The following is a 17,954-nucleotide window of genomic DNA, read 5'->3' on the forward strand; positions in this document are numbered from 1 at the left end:
TTTGCGCACATCCTGTTTCCTTTGCGTTAAGCTGAATGTTCTATCATCAAGGCATGACGCTTAAATAAAAACATCGCAAACAGGGAACGCATGGAAATCTTTTTTACCATTCTCATCATGACCTTAGTGGTTTCGCTCTCGGGCGTAGTCACACGTGTAATGCCATTTCAAATCCCCCTCCCGCTTATGCAAATCGCCATTGGTGCGCTACTGGCTTTCCCTACGTTTGGGCTGCATGTGGAGTTCGATCCGGAGCTGTTCCTCGTCCTGTTTATTCCGCCATTGCTGTTTGCCGATGGCTGGAAAACGCCCACGCGCGAATTCCTTGAACATGGCCGGGAAATTTTAGGACTGGCGCTGGCGCTGGTCGTAGTCACCGTCGTTGGGATAGGTTTTCTGATTTACTGGCTGGTGCCGGGTATTCCCCTGGTTCCGGCTTTTGCCCTGGCGGCGGTGCTGTCGCCCACCGATGCGGTGGCGCTGTCTGGCATTGTCGGGGAAGGGCGCATCCCGAAGAAGATCATGGGGATTTTGCAGGGTGAAGCGTTGATGAACGACGCATCCGGCCTGGTCTCGCTGAAATTCGCCGTGTCGGTTGCGATGGGTACGATGGTGTTCACCATCGGTGGAGCGACGCTGGAGTTCGTCAAAGTGGCACTTGGCGGCATTCTCGCCGGGTTCGTGGTGAGCTGGCTGTATGGCCGCTCGCTGCGCTTTCTCAGCCGCTGGGGGGGTGATGAGCCCGCCACACAAATCGTTCTGCTGTTCCTGCTGCCGTTCGCCTCCTATCTGATTGCAGAACATATTGGTTTTTCCGGTATCCTCGCCGCGGTGGCCGCCGGTATGACAATCACCCGCTCCGGCGTGATGCGCACTGCGCCGCTCGCTATGCGCCTGCGTGCCAACAGTACCTGGGCGATGCTGGAGTTTGTCTTTAACGGCATGGTGTTCCTGTTGTTAGGTCTGCAGTTGCCGGGGATTCTTGAATCTTCTCTGGCAGCCGCAGAAGCCGATCCGAACGTGGAAACCTGGATGCTGTTTACCGACATCGTGCTGATTTACGGCGCGCTAATGCTGGTGCGTTTTGGCTGGCTGTGGACGATGAAAAGGTTCAGTCTGCGCTTTTTACACAAAAAGCCGATGGAGTTCGGTTCCTGGAGTACACGGGAGCTGTTGATTGCCTCTTTCGCGGGCGTGCGCGGCGCAATTACTCTGGCTGGTGTGCTGTCTATCCCGCTGTTTTTACCCGATGGCAGTGGTTTTCCGGCCCGTTATGAACTGGTGTTCCTCGCCGCCGGAGTCATTCTGTTTTCGCTGTTTGTAGGCGTTGTGGCGCTGCCTTCTCTGTTGCAGCATATTGAAGTGCGCGATCACTCGCAGCAGCATAAAGAAGAGCGTCTTGCGCGAGCGATGATTGCTGAGGTGGCGATTGTCGCGATTCAGAAAATGGAAGAGCGTCTGGCGGCCGATGCGGAAGAGAACATTGATAACCAATTGCTCACGGAAGTGAGCTCCAGGGTGATTGGTAATCTGCGTCGTCGGGCAGATGGGCGCAATAATGCGGAAAGTTCGCTGCTGGAAGAGAATCTTGAACGTCGTTTCCGTCTGGCGGCCCTGCGTTCGGAGCGTGCGGAGCTTTACCACCTGCGCGCAACACGGCAAATCAGCAATGAGACATTACAGAAGATGCTACACGATCTCGATTTGCTGGAAGCGCTGTTGATCGAGAAGAAGTAAGTTCTCCTTACCTTAATCCCTCTCCCCGCAGGGGAGAGGGGATCGTTATCGTGCATATTTTGAAAATGTAGCCGCTTAAGGCGGTTACGCCGCATCCGCGACTGCCATCACTTTCCTTCACCGCGCGCTGTATCCGGATTCACCCAGAACCCTTCACAACACTGCAGCCAGGCCTGTGCACTGCGGGATAAATAGCTGCCTTCACGCCAAATCATCCCAAGATGCCAGCGTAAATCGCTCTCCAGCGGGACCCAACGCAGCGTCTGTTTATCCAGCCGCTGGCAAATAGGCTCTGGCAAAATCGCAATCCCCACCCCTGCCTGTACCATCGCGGCCAGGAAATCCCACTGCCCGCTGCGTACGGCGATCCGTGGTTTCACCCCATGCTCGTTAAAAAGCTGCATAAGCTGGCGGCTGAGGGCGAAATCTTCGTTATAGATGAGCAACGGGTGCCCGGCCAACTGTTCAGGGGTTATCGAATGGGCGTTCAGCCAGTCGCCGGAGCGCGGCACCAGCACACAGAGGGGATGGCTGAATAGCGGTAGTGTGGAAAGACCGCTATCCTCCTCGACGGGCAGGGCGGTCATCGCCAGGTCCAGTTCGCCGTTAATGACCGCCTGCTGGACAGTCAGGCCGCCAAACTCGGAGATTTTCAGCTCGACGCCGGGATAGCGCTGGCGAAACAGGCCTATCGGCCCGGCCATCAGCATTCCGACCATCGGCGGGATCCCGAGGCGCAGCAGGCCTTTATTTAAGTGGTTGATATCATCAAGCTCCGCCTCAAGCTGGCGAAACTCGGCAAGGATAGCCAGCCCGCGTTCGAACACCACACGCCCGGTATCGGTGAGGAGTAATTTGCGCCCGTCGCGAATCAGTAGCGTACAGTTCAACTCATCTTCGAGGTTTTTCAGCATCTTACTGATCGTCGGCTGAGTGACGAACAACCGTTCCGCTGCGCGAGTGAAACTTTGCTGACGCACGACTTCCACAAAATAGCGCAGCGTTCTGATGTCCATAATTATTCCTTTAAACTATGCCTGCGATGAGTTTAATTCATTTCAGTATGGCGTAGCGGCTCCCTATACTGTGCTCTCTGTCTCATTTCCGCGAGAATTATCTATGGATATGGCGTTAGGTCGTATTACGCCTGCCATTGTGCGTCGACTGCAGGTTCCGGTTCAGGTTGTTCTCTATGCCGGGCTGTTTATCGTGGCGCAATATCTGGTGCAGTGGCTGCATCTTCCCCTTCCCGCTAACCTGGTTGGCATGATCCTGATGCTGGCGCTGATTTTATGTCGGGTGGTTCCCCTTAGCTGGGTGAGAGCCGGCGCGCGCTGGCTGCTTGCCGAAATGCTGCTGTTCTTTGTGCCTGCCGTTGTGGCTGTGGTGAATTACGCACAGCTTTTGATGGTGGAAGGCTGGCGTATCTTTGCCGTCATTGCCCTGAGTACCTTGATGGTGCTGGGGGCCACGGCCTGGGTGGTTGATAAGGTTTATCGCTTCGAAATCAGCAGGCTGAATCATGAGTGATTTCGCCCTGAGTGTGCTCTGTCTTGTCATGACGCTGGTTATCTATTTTCTCAATAAACGTCTGTATCGCCGATTTCATAAGCTCCCGTTAATGCCGTTAGTCTTCACCCCGATAGTGTTGGTACTGATCCTGGTGTTCGGGCATATCTCCTGGCAGCGTTATATCGGTGAATCTCACTGGCTGCTTTGGCTGTTAGGCCCGGCGACTATCGCATTTGCCGTACCGGTCTATGACAATCTCGCTGTCATTCGTCGCCACTGGATGTCGCTTTCTGCTGGCGTTATCACCGCTACGCTGGTCGCGGTAACCAGCTCGGTCTGGCTGGCGCGTTTATTTACTCTGCCGGATGAAATTCAGCGCAGTCTGGCGGTGCGTTCGGTGACGACGCCGTTTGCGCTGGCGGCGGCAGGGCCGTTAGGCGGGCAGCCGGACCTGGTCGCGTTGTTTGTGGTGATTACCGGAGTATTTGGTATGGCGGTGGGCGATGTGCTCTTTTTGCGTCTCTCTATTCGCGAAGGGATGGCAAAAGGCGCAGGGTTTGGCGCGGCGTCTCACGGAGCGGGAACGGCACGCTCCTATGAGCTTGGCCAACAGGAGGGGGTGGTTGCCAGTCTGGTGATGATGCTCTCCGGTGTGGTGACGGTATTAGCCGCACCGCTGGTGGCGATAGTGCTGTTTTGATTTTTTTGCCTGAGATGTTATTTCTTTTTGCTACTCCTTACACTGATGATTCACTCACCTCACCCGTGAAAGGATACTCAGCGTGAAATTACTGTGGTTATCAGCCCTTCTGCTCAGCCAGTCCGTCCTGGCGTATTGCCCCGATGAAAACCAACAGGTGGCCTTACAAGGGACATTAATACAGCAGACCCGGCCCGGAGCGCCGAATTACGAAAGTATTAAAGAGGGCGACGAAGCCGTTACTTACGATTATCTGCAGTTGGATCAGCCGTTTGAATGCGATGTGAATGGTGAGAGCGAAAACGTTCCGCTTGTACAGTTGGTGTTGATAGACAAGGCGAAAATCGGTTATGCCGACCTGGCACCCCGTCTGGGCAAAGAGGTTATCGTGACCGGGAAAACGATGTACGCACAGGCTGGCCGCCACTATACCCCCGTGTTGCTTATTGTGGATGGCGTCAAACACGTTACGCCCTGAACAAAAGCGAGATGCGCTCATTCAGTTTCAGCAGTTCCAGCAGGCGCTACGTGAGAAAAACGTGGTGGCAGTGAAAACCGGGTTTGTCTTCCCCTTAGAGGGCAATTCCTGCGATTTCATTCCTGACGACGAATCGAAGCCGACCCGCTGGCGATAGTCTTAAGCGTATATTTCCGCAGTTTGCTCTTGATGAAAAAAGCGCGCCGGATTTCTGAAACCATTTCAATTCGCTAATGCTGACGCCGTTATTAACGGAATTACCCCATCTGAGCGGCGCCGGAAAAAGTGTGATGTTGCCCCGGTCATGGGTGACCGGGGCAAAGGGGTTTAGTGCGCACGGCCCTGGGCGATGCCGATACCCGTTTGTGAACGGATGAACTGCGCACGGAACTGTTCGCGCTCACGAATGCCTTCTTGCGTGTTGTCGGTAATTGAGAAGATCCAGATACCGATAAAGGCGACGGCAATAGAGAACAGCGCCGGGTATTCATACGGGAAAATAGCCTGCGCGTGTCCGAGAATTTGTACCCAAATGGTCGGGCCGAGGATCATCAAAATCACCGCCGTCAGCAGACCCAGCCAGCCGCCAATCATTGCGCCTCGGGTGGTCAGTTTTGACCAGTACATGGAGAGCAGAATGATAGGGAAGTTACAGCTCGCCGCGATGGAGAACGCCAGTCCCACCATAAAGGCAATATTCTGTTTTTCAAAGAGAATCCCCAGCAGAATGGCGACCACACCGAGCACCAGCACGGTGATTTTCGACACTTTCAGCTCCTGACGTTCGGTGGCATCTTTACGAATGACGTTTGCATACAGATCGTGAGACACCGCCGAGGCGCCCGCAAGCGTCAGCCCGGCGACCACCGCCAGAATGGTGGCGAAGGCCACGGCAGAGATAAAGCCGAGGAACAGGTTGCCGCCGACCGCATCCGCCAGATGCACCGCCGCCATGTTATTGCCGCCAATCAGCGCGCCCGCCGCATCTTTAAATGCCGGGTTTGCCCCGACCAGCATGATAGCGCCAAAGCCAATGATAAAGGTCAGGATATAGAAATACCCCATAAAACCCGTGGCGTAGAACACGCTCTTACGGGCTTCGCGCGCATCTGACACAGTAAAGAAACGCATCAGGATATGCGGCAAGCCTGCTGTACCAAACATCAGCCCCAGGCCCAGTGACAGTGCGGAGATCGGATCTTTAACCAGACCGCCCGGACGCATAATGGCTTCTCCCTTCGTGTGAACCGCCATCGCTTCACTAAACAGGCTATTGAAGCTAAAACCGACGTGTTTCATCACCATAAAGGCCATAAAGCTTGCGCCAAACAGCAGCAATACGGCTTTGATGATCTGTACCCAGGTGGTGGCGAGCATGCCGCCAAACAGGACATACATCACCATCAGCACGCCGACCAGGACTACCGCAACGTGGTAGTTGAGGCCAAACAACAGTTCGATAAGTTTACCGGCGCCGACCATCTGCGCGATGAGATACAGGGCTACCACCACCAGCGAACCGCAGGCGGAGAGGGTACGAATCGGCCCTTGCTTGAGGCGATATGAGGCAACGTCGGCAAAGGTATAGCGCCCCAGGTTACGCAGGCGTTCGGCAATCAGGAACAGAATAATTGGCCAGCCGACGAGGAAGCCCAGCGAGTAAATCAGTCCGTCGTAGCCGGAGGTATAGACCAGTGCAGAGATGCCGAGGAACGATGCGGCTGACATAAAGTCACCGGCAATCGCCAGGCCATTCTGGAAACCTGTAATATTGCCACCTGCCGTATAGTAATCGTTGCGCGAGCGTACGCGTTTTGACGCCCAGTAAGTAATATAGAGCGTCAGTGCCACGAATATCAGGAACATGATGATCGCCTGCCAGTTGGTTGGCTGGCGTTGGACCGCGCCGGTAATGGCATCGGCGGCATTGGCCGTAAAAGGCAGTGTGGCGGCGAGCGCCGTCAGAACACGCTTCATGATGCTTTTACCTCTTGCAGAACGGTTTTTGTCAGACGATCAAACTCACCATTTGCCCGCCAGACGTATACGCCGGTCAGTACAAACGAAACCACAATCACACCAATACCGATTGGAATACCTCGGGTGACGCTACTGCCTGCGGAGATCGGCGTACCGAGCCAGCCCGGCGCAAACGCGATCAGCAGGATAAAACCGACATAGATAATCAGCATGATGATGGAAAGAATGAAGGCAAACCGTTGCCGCTTTTCGACGAGCTCCCTGTAATGCGCATTGTTTTCTATCCGTTGATAAATGGTGTCATTCATCACAGAACTCTCCAGAGGTATCCCCTTCGTCTTTCACGCCACAGGTTCGTTGGCCGCACTTGTTACTCAGCCCATCCCTGAGCCTCGCCCCTGACGGGGCAGTTACAAGTAACGTTCAAATCTGTTCCGGACAGATTTGTCGCCCCAGTCACATAGTTTCCTGTGCTCCTGGGGTTGTGCGCGTTGGCCGCCTTCCTGTAACGCGAAATCCTTTGGGGAGGGTTTTTATTATTCCCTCTCCCTTTCAGGGAGAGGGGCAGGGTGAGGGTAGTTGTTACGATGGCATGGTGATAGCCTGCTTCTCTTCGAGCAGTTTCTCTACGACGCCTGGATCCGCGAGGGTCGAGGTATCGCCGAAATTGCTGGTATCCCCGGCGGCAATTTTGCGCAGAATGCGGCGCATGATTTTGCCGGAGCGGGTTTTTGGCAGAGAGTCGGTCCAGTGAAGGACATCCGGCGTAGCCAGCGGGCCAATCTCTTTACGCACCCAGTTACGCACCTCGGTATAGAGCGCAGGGGTCGGCTCTTCGCCATAGTTCAGGGTGACGTAAGCGTAGATGGCCTGACCTTTAATGTTATGTGGGATGCCCACCACCGCGGCTTCGGCGATTTTCGGGTGGGATACCAGCGCCGATTCAATCTCTGCGGTCCCCAGACGGTGGCCGGAAACGTTAAGCACGTCGTCCACGCGACCAGTTATCCAGTAATAGCCATCTTCATCGCGGCGCGCGCCGTCGCCACTAAAGTACATGTTCTTGAAAGTGGAGAAGTAGGTCTGCTCGAAACGTTCGTGGTCGCCAAACAGAGTACGCGCCTGGCCCGGCCAGGAGTCGGTGATCACCAGGTTACCCTCAGTGGCCCCTTCCTGCGGATGACCTTCGTTATCCACCAGCGCAGGCTGTACGCCAAAGAACGGACGGGTCGCGGAGCCTGCTTTAAGCTGTATCGCACCCGGTAGCGGGGTGATCATAAAGCCCCCGGTCTCGGTCTGCCACCAGGTGTCCATGACCGGACACTTCTCGTTGCCGATCTTCTTCCAGTACCACTCCCAGGCTTCCGGGTTGATGGGCTCGCCCACGGAGCCAAGAATCCGCAGCGAAGAGCGATCTGTACCGTCAATCGCTTTGTCACCTTCCGCCATCAGCGCACGGATGGCCGTTGGCGCGGTATAGAGAATATTGACCTTGTGTTTGTCGACGACCTGGCTCATACGTGCGGGCGTTGGCCAGTTCGGCACCCCTTCGAACATCAGGGTGATCGCGCCGCAGGCCAGTGGTCCGTACAGCAGGTAGCTGTGGCCGGTGACCCAACCGACATCGGCGGTACACCAGTAGACGTCACCGTCGTGATAATCGAAAACATATTTAAAGGTAGTGGCTGCGTAAACCAGGTAGCCGCCGGTGGTGTGCAGTACGCCTTTGGGTTTGCCTGTGGAACCGGAGGTATAGAGGATAAACAGCGGGTCTTCGGCATTGACTTCAACAGGCTGGTGTTCCGCACTGGCATTGGCGGTGAGAGCATCCCACCACAGGTCGCGGCCCTCATGCCAGTCGATGTTGCCGCCGGTACGTTTAAGTACCACGACATGCTCAACGGTTTTTACATTCGGGTTTTTCAGCGCGTCATCGACGTTCTTTTTCAGTGGGATGCTACGCCCGGCACGCACCCCTTCATCGGCGGTGATCACCAGACGGGAGCTGGAATCAACAATGCGTCCGGCAACGGCTTCCGGCGAGAAGCCACCGAAAATTACCGAGTGGACTGCCCCGATCCGCGCACAGGCCAGCATCGCGACCGCGGCTTCCGGTACCATGGGCATATAGATAGCTACCACGTCGCCTTTTTTAATACCCAGATCTGTCAGGACGTTGGCAAAGCGGCAGACGTCCGCATGCAACTGGCGGTAGGTAATCTGTTTACTCTGGCTGGCGTCGTCGCCTTCCCAGATGATGGCCGTCTGGTCGCCACGTTCGGCAAGATGGCGGTCAAGACAGTTGGCCGCGAGGTTCAGCGTACCGTCTTCGTACCATTTAATGGAGACATTACCCGGAGCAAAGGAGGTGTTTTTCACTTTCTGATAGGGTTTAATCCAGTCAAGGATTTTGCCTTGTTCGCCCCAGAAGGTATCCGGGTCGGTAATGGATTGCTGATATTTAGCCTCGTACTGCTCCGGATTAATCAGGCAACGTTCCGCAATATTTGCGGGAATATCGTGTTTATGGATTTGGCTCATGGCATTTGCTCTCCTTGTAGGATGTTAATAATATGTCAAATAAACGTTAATTATAGGGGCTTTGCCTGGTTTGTTTATTATTTGCGCTATAGATCACGCATTGATTGAACAGTATGAAAACTGAACAAATGATTCTTTGAAGCAAAATAATTGCCGGGATTAATTATCAAAAAATGGCTGAAAAAAAGTTTTTTCATAACAAATGGTTATGTATGATAAATGGCATAAAAAAGCGTTTTTATGCATAAATTCAGTCAATCCCCCTTCTGGTAAAGGGTTGCGCCCTACACCCTGCAAATGGTACTGATAATGCGCGTTAAAAAACCCCGCAAGAGCGTGTGACGCTAACCATACCCTTTCCGTATGAGTCGTTCCCCACCGGGAAGGTCGCTTCATTGAGGATGTCTCGAGTTATGAAAAGTTTTAAAGTCAGCCTGGCCTGGCAGATTTTGCTGGCCCTTGTGCTGGGTATTCTTCTGGGCAGTTACTTGCATTATCACAGCGACAGCCGCGAATGGCTGATTGCGAATCTCCTGTCTCCGGCAGGCGATATCTTTATTCATTTGATCAAAATGATTGTTGTGCCGATTGTTATCTCCACGCTGGTGGTAGGTATTGCCGGTGTTGGTGATGCGAAACAATTAGGGCGTATTGGTGCCAAGACCATTATTTATTTCGAAGTGATCACCACGGTGGCCATTGTGCTGGGCATTACGCTGGCGAATGTCTTCCAGCCGGGGGCGGGCATTGATATGTCGCAACTCGCGGCGGTGGATATTTCGAAATATCAGAACACCACGGCAGAAGTACAAAGCCACGCGCATGGCTTGATGAATACGATTCTGTCTCTGGTGCCGACGAACATCGTGTCATCGATGGCGAAGGGCGAAATGCTGCCGATTATTTTCTTCTCGGTACTGTTTGGTCTGGGGCTTTCTTCACTGCCTGCAACGCACCGCGAACCGCTGGTTACGGTATTCCGTTCTATTTCTGAAACCATGTTCAAAGTGACCCATATGGTGATGCGTTACGCACCGGTCGGCGTCTTTGCGCTGATCTCCGTGACGGTCGCGAACTTCGGTTTTGCTTCCCTGTGGCCGCTGGCGAAACTGGTGGTGCTGGTCTATTTTGCGGTGGTGTTCTTTGCGCTGGTGGTGCTGGGGTGCGTGGCAAGGATGTGCAAACTCAGCATCTGGACGCTAATCCGTATTCTGAAAGATGAGCTGATCCTGGCCTATTCCACCGCAAGTTCAGAAAGCGTGCTGCCGCGTATCATCGAGAAGATGGAAGCCTATGGCGCGCCAGCGTCAATCACCAGCTTCGTGGTGCCGACCGGTTACTCCTTTAACCTTGACGGCTCTACGCTGTACCAGAGTATTGCGGCCATCTTTATTGCGCAGCTTTACGGTATCGAGCTGTCGCTGGGCCAGGAGATCATTCTGGTGCTGACGCTGATGGTCACCTCGAAAGGCATTGCCGGCGTGCCGGGGGTTTCGTTCGTGGTGTTGCTGGCAACGCTGGGCAGTGTGGGGATTCCGCTGGAAGGTCTGGCCTTTATTGCCGGTGTTGACCGTATCCTTGATATGGCGCGTACCGCCCTGAACGTTGTGGGTAATGCGCTGGCGGTGCTGGTTATCGCCAAGTGGGAGCATAAGTTCGACCGCAAAAAAGCTGTCGCTTACGAGCGTGAAATGCTCGGGAAGTTCGACAAAACGGCCGATCTGTAATCGTCACGCCGCTTTCCTTCCGGAAGGCGGCGCTTTTTGTTTCAGGCAGTGATGACCGTAACGTGGTGTTCCTTTAATACGCTACGTAATGCATCGCTGATCTTCGCCTCAACGATTATCACGTCAAGGGCCTGAGTCCGTGCTACTACGTAGCGCGCCACAGCGGGCAGTTTATCTGCCGTCAGGGCGACTATTGTCTGGTTACTCTGTTTCAGCACCGCTTTTTTAAATTCGCAGTCGGCGAAATCAAACCCCGTCAGCCCAACGTCCGGATCCATGGCGCAGCCGCCAATAAACACCTGATCGAATAACATCTCCTGAATCTGCGCAACGGCGCCGCTGCCGACGCACCCTCCTGTAGCCTGATGAATCTGCCCACCAAGGAGGATCACTTCGCTGTGGGAGCGTGTCATGAGTTCTACGGCGATTTCAGGCGAGTTTGTCACCGCTGTGATGCGGATATCGGCAGGCAGCGCTCTGGCGATGGCCAGATTGGTGGTGCCGGCATCAATAAAAATACAGGTGTCTGGCTTTACCAGCGCTGCGCATTGCTGCGCGATCTTGTCCTTTTCTGAACTGTTTTTCCCTTTCCGACTGTGAAAATTCCCGGCTTCCGGCAACTGTAGTACCGCGCCGCCGTAGACTTTTTTGCACACACCGGAATTACTAAGTTCTTGTAAATCTCTGCGAATAGTATGTTCAGACACCTTCATCTGGCTGGCCAGTTCTGCACAGACAACGCGTCCGTTTTCCTGCAAAAGCTGGCGAATACGTGCTTGTCGCTGTTGCGGAAAAGCTGCATAATCGAGCATAAAGCCTCTTTATTCAAATATCATCGAGCAATAATGAGCATAATCCGGCATTGTTAACCGCCTTGTCAACGCTGCAACCGGGCATAACCCACTTTGGAGATAAAAGATGAAAATTGCACATGTCGCTCTCTGGACACGCAACCTCGATGCGCAGGTCGCTTTCTGGCAGGAAGTGTTCGGCGGGCAGAGCAATGAACGCTATCTCAGTAAAAACCGTCCCGGATTCGCCTCGCACTTTATATCCCTGAGTGAGGGACCGACCATAGAACTGATGGCCTTGCCTGAGCTTGATGATGCGCCTGCTAACCCGGAGTTTGTCGGCTGGGCCCATATTGCGATGACTGTCGGCAGCGTTAAAGATGTGGATGAGATGGCGCAAAAAGCGCAGGCTCACGGGCGTTTGCTAAGCCCGGCAAGATGGACCGGCGATGGCTTTTACGAAGCGGTGATGGCTGACCCGGACGGCAATCGCATTGAACTGGTCGCCGGGTAATACCCCTGCAATGCCATGTAATATAGGCATACTGACTTTCGCCCCCTAAATTGCGGGGCGATTTTTTTATAGCAGATTAAATAATTGTAGCCATAATACTTCTGTCGCGGATATTAGCACGCGTTAAACGTTACCCTGATGATAAGGAGAGTTCAGGAATGTCAGACTTTTATCTACACGAAGGCAATCGCTATATTGTTAAAAATCAAAAGGGATTGAAAATAGCCCTGGCGATCGCGTTTGCTGCTATGGGTGTTTATGCTTATTTCCAACATGAATCATCACTGCGCGGTATTATTGTCGCGCTAGTTTTATTTGCCATTGCCGGGGTGATGCTGGCAACACTGCGTATCAAGATGGTATTCGATTTAGATAAACGCATTTTTTATATCCAGAATGGCGGTGGTAAAACGACGTACAACCAGTCGCTGGATAATTTCGCCGGCCTTGAGCTGATTCGTCAGTCCCGCTTTTTCGGTCTTATTCGTAACAGCATTGTGAATGTGGTCTTTAACGTTGACGGGAAAACCTCAAAAATGCCAATTAGGCAGTTTGGTCCCGGTCAGAAAGCGCCGCAGGCCATGATGGAAGAGACGGAAAACTTTCTTGGCATCCGCCAGCGAGGAGATGCATGATGCCAGCCTCTTTGCCGGTGGAATTAAATGACCGGCGTCTGGTATATCGCCCGTGGAAAGTTGGCAGCGCACTGGTATTTGTTATTGCCGGAATTGCCCTGCTGGTCGGCACTCTTATTTGGGCGTACATGCATGGCAGAACATTACAATCGGTCATCGTGTTTCTGCTTTTCGGCGCTGTTCTGACCGGCTACGGGCTTATCTACACCCTTAAAAATGCAGAAGTACTCATTTTTGATGTCGCGACCGGGCGAATAACGAAGAAAGCCCCATTTCTCCCGGAAAAACATCTTGGCCGCTTTACTGAGATCTATAGCATTTCGCGCGTGGGAGAGATGAGAACATTTCACTATGCCCTGAGCCGCAAGAGTGAGCATGGCGGTGGCGATATTCCCATTTCTGATGATTTCTTAAGTGAAAAGCACGAACCTGAACGCGTCGCGTTTGAAGAGAATATTTTGCCGGTTATTTCAGCGCTGCTCAATTTAAAACCATAATTAAATAATGGTTATGTAATAAATAACAAAGATAAAACGGGGTGTGATAATCACACCCCGTTTTTTTGCGCCAATATTAGCCGAGTGCGCTTTCGCGCAGACGCGATTTCAGTTTGTTGTATTCGTCAATAACATACTGCTCGGCAGCACGCTGGTCGGGAATACGTTCAACATTTACCGCGCAGTACTTGTACTCTGGCGTTTTGGTAATCGGACTCAGGTTCTCCGTCACCAGCTCGTTACAGGCTCCAATCCACCACTGGTAGGTCATGTACACCGCGCCTTTATTCGGGCGATCACTGACCTGCGCACGGGTGATAATCCGGCCTTTACGCGAGTTCACCCATACCAGCGCTTCATCTTCAATACCGAGGCGCGCGGCATCGGCGGTGTTGATTTGCGCATAGCCGGGTTCATCCGCCAGCGCCGACAGCGCCGCACAATTGCCGGTCATTGAACGGCAAGAGTAGTGACCCACTTCACGCACGGTGGAAAGCACCATCGGGAACTCGTCGTTGAGTTTGTCGATTGGCGCGACCCAGTCGCAGGTGAAGAATTTCGCAAGCCCGGTATCGGTGTCGAACTTCTCTTTAAAGAGATACGATGTCCCCTGATCGGCATCCGACGGATCACGACACGGCCACTGAATGTAGCCCAGCTCACCCATTTTCTCGTAGGTGGCGCCGTAGAAATCCGGGCAGAGATGACGCAACTCGTCCCAGATTTCCTGCGTGTTGTTGTAATGCATCGGATAGCCCATGCGGGTGGCTATCTCACTGATAATCTGCCAGTCCGTTTTCAGATCCCACTTCGGTTCCACCGCTTTAAAGAAACGCTGGAAGCCACGGTCAGCCGCCGTGTACACGCCTTCATGCTCACCCCAGGAGGTGGATGGCAATATGACGTCCGCCGCCGAGGCGGTTTTGGTCATAAAGATATCCTGTACGATGACTAACTCAAGATCCTCAAACGCTTTACGCACGGCGGAGAGCTCTGCATCGGTCTGCAGCGGATCTTCCCCCATGATGTAAGCGGCGCGTACTTCACCATGCGCCGCGCGGTGCGGCAGCTCGCTGATGCGATAGCCGGTATGCGCAGGCAGGTCGGCGACGCCCCAGGCTTTGGCGAATTTATCGCGGTGAGCCTGTTCTTTGACGAACTGGTAGCCGGGGAAGGTATCCGGCAACGCACCCATATCGCAGGCGCCCTGGACGTTGTTCTGCCCGCGTACCGGGTTCACCCCAACATGCGGTTTGCCCAAATTGCCCGTCAGCATGGCGAGACTGGTCAGTGAACGTACCGTCTCCACGCCCTGATAGAACTGGGTTACGCCCATGCCCCACAGGATTGTGGCGTTTTTCGCACCGGCATACATGCGGGCAGCTTTACGGATATCCGCCGCGCAAACGCCAGTGATATCTTCTACCGACTCCGGCGTATAGCCTTCGACGATTTTTTTGTACTCTTCAAAACCCTGGGTACGCGAGGCCACAAACGCCTGGTCATACAGGTTTTCTTCAATAATCACATGCCCGAATGCATTTAACAGCGCGATATTCGAGCCGTTTTTCAGGGCAACGTGCATATCAGCAATACGCGCGGTTTCGATTTTACGCGGATCGCAGACGATGATTTTGGCTCCGTTCTGTTTCGCCCGAATCACGTGGTTAGCCACGATAGGGTGCGAATCCGCCGGGTTATAGCCAAAGATAAACACGAGATCCGTGTTATCGATTTCGTTAATGGCATTACTCATTGCGCCATTGCCGACCGACTGGTGCAGACCTGCAACCGATGGGCCGTGTCAGACGCGTGCGCAGCAGTCCACGTTATTGGTACCAATAACGGCGCGCGCAAATTTTTGCATTATGTAGTTGGTTTCGTTCCCCGTACCACGGGACGAACCGGTTGTCTGAATCGCATCCGGGCCATACTTCTCTTTAATGGCGCTCAGGCGAGTGGCAACGTAATCCAGGGCTTCATCCCAGGAGACGGCTTCCAGTTTGCCGCCACGCTGGCGACGGATCATTGGGGTTTTCAGACGAGGCGTAAGGATTTGTGTATCGTTAATAAAATCCCAGCCATAGTAGCCTTTCAGACACAGGGTACCCTGGTTGGTCTTTCCTTGCGCAGCCTCCGCCCGAACGATTTTTCCGTTATCCACCACCAGGTTAATTTTGCAACCTGAGGCGCAATACGGACAAACCGTGACGACTTTTTTCATCGCTATCGCTCCAGTTAAGAAAGATCGCGCTTTGCGCGCTCACTCGACCCATTATGCATCTTTTATGCCATGCTTCTTTTGTGGGTATTGCCTGATTTTACGTCTGAATATTGGTCAAAATACTGACGAAGGGCAGGCCATCGTCAAATTTGACGTGTCGAAGACGAGGGGATGTGACCGCGATTATAAAAACAGCATTAATTCACTGCCTTTATGGTTCCGCCAAATAAAATAAAGCAACGAGTCACTTTTCCTGACGGATGCGGACAATGAAACCTGCGATTCTGGTAGTGGATGACGATGTGGCGGTCTGCGAGCTGCTCAGGGATGTGTTGAGCGAACATGTCTTTACGGTACATGTGTGTCATAACGGGCTGGATGCGATCGCCGCTGCGGCGCGACATCCTGAGATTGCGCTGGTGTTACTCGATATGGTCCTGCCGGACATCAACGGCCTGATGGTGCTGACACAACTGCAGAAACAGCGTCCTGAGCTGCCGGTGATTATGCTAACGGGGCTGGGCAGCGAATCGGATGTCGTGGTGGGGCTGGAAATGGGGGCCGATGACTATATTGGCAAACCCTTTACCCCACGTGTGCTGGTGGCGCGGGTAAAAGCAGTGATGCGCCGCACGGGCGCGCTGGCGGCAGATGTGCAGACGGTGAAAATGGCCGGTTATGCTTTCAATGGCTGGCATCTTGATCCCGCACGCTGTCAGCTTAGCGACCCCCGTCAGCAAACCGTCGATTTAACCCAGGGGGAATACAGCCTGTTACTGGCGCTGGTACAAAACGCGCGGCGGGTACTGAGCCGGGAACAACTGCTGGAGTTGACCCACAGTGAAAGCATAGAAGTATTTGACCGTACTATTGATGTATTGATTATGCGCCTGCGCCGTAAGATTGAGACCAATCCGCATCAACCCGCATTAATCAAAACGATACGCGGACTGGGCTATGTTTTTGCCGCAGATGTCGTTCACAGCGAGCAGGCGGCGTAGCGGTGCTATGCCGCCTGGTGTACGGGAACCTGCCGCCCTTCTTCCAGCTTAATGATGCGATCGGCCAGGTGAAAATAGCGGTCATCATGGGTAATGGCCAGAATGGTTTTCCCCTCCGCTTTCAGCGCAGGCAACAGTTCACGGTAAAACACCTCTTTAAATTCAGGGTCCTGATCCGCAGCCCATTCATCAAAGACGTAAAAGGGACGCTGCTCAATCCAGGCTTGTAGCAGCGCCAGCCGCTTACGCTGCCCCTGGGAGAGTGAAGTTGTGGAAAAGCGCCCGTCGCGGAAGCTGACTTTGTGGTTCAGCCGCAGCAGATGCAGCAATCTGTCCACTTCTTCCGGTGTGCGGGCATTGGCGAACGCCACATCGCCGAAGAGGAAAAAGTCGCTAAAGACCACCGAGAACTGCTGGCGATACAGTGCTTGTCTGTCCGGACCGATGCGCTCACCGTTAAGGCTAATCTCGCCGCTGTCCGGTGGATAAAGCCCAACCAGCAGGTTAGCGAACGTGGTTTTGCCGCTGCCATTACCCCCGACCAGGAAGACCAGTTCGCCGGGCTGAAAATGCAGGCTAAGCGGGCCAAGCGTAAAGCGCTCGCCGTCGCTGCCTTCGTATTGATAACACACCTCTGTTAACGACAGGCTACTGAATACACCCGCTTTCTCGATGCGCTGTGGCGCCTCCGGTTCTAATTCGTCACTCAACTGCCGGACCCGCTGCAGGGCGATGCGTGCACTGGCGATAGCGGGCAGGGCGGAGAGCACGCCTTCGACCGGGACAATCATATACAAAAAAACCATGGTGTAACCGGTGATAACGGTGGATTCCAGCGTCAGCGGCCCGCGCAGCGCATAGATGACGATGCCGATAAACGAAAAAAACAGCACGCTACCCCAGTTTGTCGCCAGCCCATACAACACATAGCCGTGAGTCCGCTCTTTGCGCACGGCCTCAATATTGTCCGCCAGTTCGCCATCAACAAACTGGCGCAGGCGCCGGGCGTTAAGACGGTACTCCCGCCCGCCGTCAAACAGGGTCTTGCACTGTTGCATCAGGGTATCTTCACGCTGGCGCGAACGGCGCAAAAGGCCCAGCGCCCGGCCATGAGCTACCTGATATCCCACGCTACCAAGGATAATCGCCGCCAGCGCCAGGGCGAAAACCGTCATCGACAGCATGGCGAGATAAATCAGGCAGCCTGCAATCATCGCCCCATAAATAAACAGATTTGGCAGGCTGACAAAGAACACCACCAGCGTGTCCAGATCCTGAGTAAAGACCGACAGGGTGCGCGCCATACCGGTCTTTTCCATTTTCAGCCAGGGGGTCTTGCTGATGCGCTGGATAAGCTCGTTGCGCAGACGCGCTTTCACCTTCTGCCCCAAAGACATAAATGTGGTCTGGGAGACAATACGCGTAGTCAACATCAACAGCGCCAGCAGCGAAAAGTGCGCGCCGGCGTTAAGCCACGCCTGCGTCCCGGAGAGGCTCAGACTGTGGTTGATCATCGCCAGTAATGACGCATTGCTAAACCCGCTGACCAGCCCGGTGACGACGGCCAGTAACAGCCAGCCGCCCACCAGACGAAATAGCGTTAAAAATACCGACATG

General features: G+C 53.9%; 16 protein-coding genes. 9 read left to right on the top strand and 7 right to left on the bottom strand.

All coding sequences use genetic code 11. The features are described 5' to 3' along the window. Nucleotides 1-90 precede the first annotated feature (90 nt). Nucleotides 91-1,737 carry a Na+/H+ antiporter gene (locus AAIG39_RS22640; RefSeq protein WP_090080772.1) on the top strand — a complete coding sequence of 549 codons (1,647 nt, stop codon included), beginning with the start codon at nucleotides 91-93 and terminating at the stop codon, nucleotides 1,735-1,737. A 107-nt stretch (nucleotides 1,738-1,844) separates the two neighbouring features. Here the strand turns inward: AAIG39_RS22640 and AAIG39_RS22645 are convergent, their stop codons facing one another. Then, nucleotides 1,845-2,753: a LysR family transcriptional regulator gene (locus tag AAIG39_RS22645; RefSeq protein ID WP_090080775.1), complete on the bottom strand. Its 909-nt coding sequence runs from the start codon at nucleotides 2,751-2,753 to the stop codon at nucleotides 1,845-1,847. A 103-nt stretch (nucleotides 2,754-2,856) separates the two neighbouring features. Between AAIG39_RS22645 and AAIG39_RS22650 the strand changes: the two genes are divergently transcribed. The 3 genes from AAIG39_RS22650 to AAIG39_RS22660 all read left to right on the top strand — a co-directional run bounded on the left by AAIG39_RS22650 (nucleotide 2,857) and on the right by AAIG39_RS22660 (nucleotide 4,427). After that, a complete protein-coding gene (locus AAIG39_RS22650) occupies nucleotides 2,857-3,267 on the top strand; it encodes a CidA/LrgA family protein (RefSeq protein WP_090081806.1) in 411 nt (136 codons plus the stop codon). Beyond that, nucleotides 3,260-3,949 (top strand): LrgB family protein, encoded by a 690-nt coding sequence (locus tag AAIG39_RS22655; RefSeq protein ID WP_343194770.1) that lies wholly within the window; start codon nucleotides 3,260-3,262, stop codon nucleotides 3,947-3,949. The genes AAIG39_RS22650 and AAIG39_RS22655 overlap by 8 nt, the downstream gene beginning before the upstream one ends. 82 nt (nucleotides 3,950-4,031) lie before the next feature. After that, the gene (locus AAIG39_RS22660; RefSeq protein ID WP_343194771.1) at nucleotides 4,032-4,427 is read left to right on the top strand and encodes a DUF4431 domain-containing protein; all 396 of its coding nucleotides are present in this window, start codon (nucleotides 4,032-4,034) and stop codon (nucleotides 4,425-4,427) included. A 327-nt stretch (nucleotides 4,428-4,754) separates the two neighbouring features. Here AAIG39_RS22660 and actP read toward each other — a convergent pair whose 3' ends face one another. The 3 genes from actP to acs all read right to left on the bottom strand — a co-directional run bounded on the left by actP (nucleotide 4,755) and on the right by acs (nucleotide 8,948). Next, the gene (gene actP, locus AAIG39_RS22665; protein ID WP_343194772.1) at nucleotides 4,755-6,404 is read right to left on the bottom strand and encodes a cation/acetate symporter ActP; all 1,650 of its coding nucleotides are present in this window, start codon (nucleotides 6,402-6,404) and stop codon (nucleotides 4,755-4,757) included. Further along, a complete protein-coding gene (locus tag AAIG39_RS22670; RefSeq protein ID WP_090080784.1) occupies nucleotides 6,401-6,715 on the bottom strand; it encodes a DUF485 domain-containing protein in 315 nt (104 codons plus the stop codon). The genes actP and AAIG39_RS22670 overlap by 4 nt, the downstream gene beginning before the upstream one ends. A 274-nt stretch (nucleotides 6,716-6,989) precedes the next feature. Continuing rightward, nucleotides 6,990-8,948, bottom strand: coding sequence for an acetate--CoA ligase (acs, locus tag AAIG39_RS22675; RefSeq protein WP_343194773.1), 1,959 nt, complete (start codon nucleotides 8,946-8,948; stop codon nucleotides 6,990-6,992). 413 nt (nucleotides 8,949-9,361) lie between these two features. On the opposite strand from acs, the gene gltP reads away from it, so the two are divergent. Beyond that, on the top strand, nucleotides 9,362-10,675 hold the full coding sequence (gene gltP / locus AAIG39_RS22680; protein WP_249569823.1) for a glutamate/aspartate:proton symporter GltP: 1,314 nt from the start codon (nucleotides 9,362-9,364) through the stop codon (nucleotides 10,673-10,675). 41 nt (nucleotides 10,676-10,716) lie between these two features. Here the strand turns inward: gltP and AAIG39_RS22685 are convergent, their stop codons facing one another. Then, complete coding sequence (locus AAIG39_RS22685) at nucleotides 10,717-11,487, bottom strand: DeoR/GlpR family DNA-binding transcription regulator (RefSeq protein WP_343194774.1); 771 nt, start codon at nucleotides 11,485-11,487, stop codon at nucleotides 10,717-10,719. A 106-nt stretch (nucleotides 11,488-11,593) separates the two neighbouring features. Here AAIG39_RS22685 and AAIG39_RS22690 point away from each other — a divergent pair, with 106 nt between their 5' ends. The 3 genes from AAIG39_RS22690 to AAIG39_RS22700 all read left to right on the top strand — a co-directional run bounded on the left by AAIG39_RS22690 (nucleotide 11,594) and on the right by AAIG39_RS22700 (nucleotide 13,112). Continuing rightward, a complete protein-coding gene (locus AAIG39_RS22690; RefSeq protein ID WP_343194775.1) occupies nucleotides 11,594-11,980 on the top strand; it encodes a VOC family protein in 387 nt (128 codons plus the stop codon). A gap of 158 nt (nucleotides 11,981-12,138) precedes the next feature. Next, entirely contained in the window at nucleotides 12,139-12,615 is a 477-nt protein-coding gene (locus tag AAIG39_RS22695) for a hypothetical protein (protein WP_090080795.1), read from the top strand. Continuing rightward, nucleotides 12,612-13,112, top strand: a complete 501-nt coding sequence (locus AAIG39_RS22700; protein ID WP_343194776.1) for a hypothetical protein — start codon at nucleotides 12,612-12,614, stop codon at nucleotides 13,110-13,112. The genes AAIG39_RS22695 and AAIG39_RS22700 overlap by 4 nt, the downstream gene beginning before the upstream one ends. A 76-nt stretch (nucleotides 13,113-13,188) precedes the next feature. Here AAIG39_RS22700 and fdhF read toward each other — a convergent pair whose 3' ends face one another. Further along, nucleotides 13,189-15,336 carry a formate dehydrogenase subunit alpha gene (gene fdhF, locus AAIG39_RS22705; protein WP_090080800.1) on the bottom strand — a complete coding sequence of 716 codons (2,148 nt, stop codon included), beginning with the start codon at nucleotides 15,334-15,336 and terminating at the stop codon, nucleotides 13,189-13,191. 269 nt (nucleotides 15,337-15,605) lie between these two features. Between fdhF and AAIG39_RS22710 the strand changes: the two genes are divergently transcribed. Then, nucleotides 15,606-16,337, top strand: a complete 732-nt coding sequence (locus AAIG39_RS22710; RefSeq protein ID WP_090080803.1) for a response regulator — start codon at nucleotides 15,606-15,608, stop codon at nucleotides 16,335-16,337. 5 nt (nucleotides 16,338-16,342) lie between these two features. Here the strand turns inward: AAIG39_RS22710 and AAIG39_RS22715 are convergent, their stop codons facing one another. After that, nucleotides 16,343-17,953: a cyclic peptide export ABC transporter gene (locus AAIG39_RS22715; protein ID WP_090080806.1), complete on the bottom strand. Its 1,611-nt coding sequence runs from the start codon at nucleotides 17,951-17,953 to the stop codon at nucleotides 16,343-16,345. Nucleotide 17,954: the final 1 nt, after the last annotated feature.

The sequence above is a fragment of the Phytobacter palmae genome, assembly GCF_039409775.1.
GTDB lineage: Bacteria > Pseudomonadota > Gammaproteobacteria > Enterobacterales > Enterobacteriaceae > Phytobacter > Phytobacter palmae.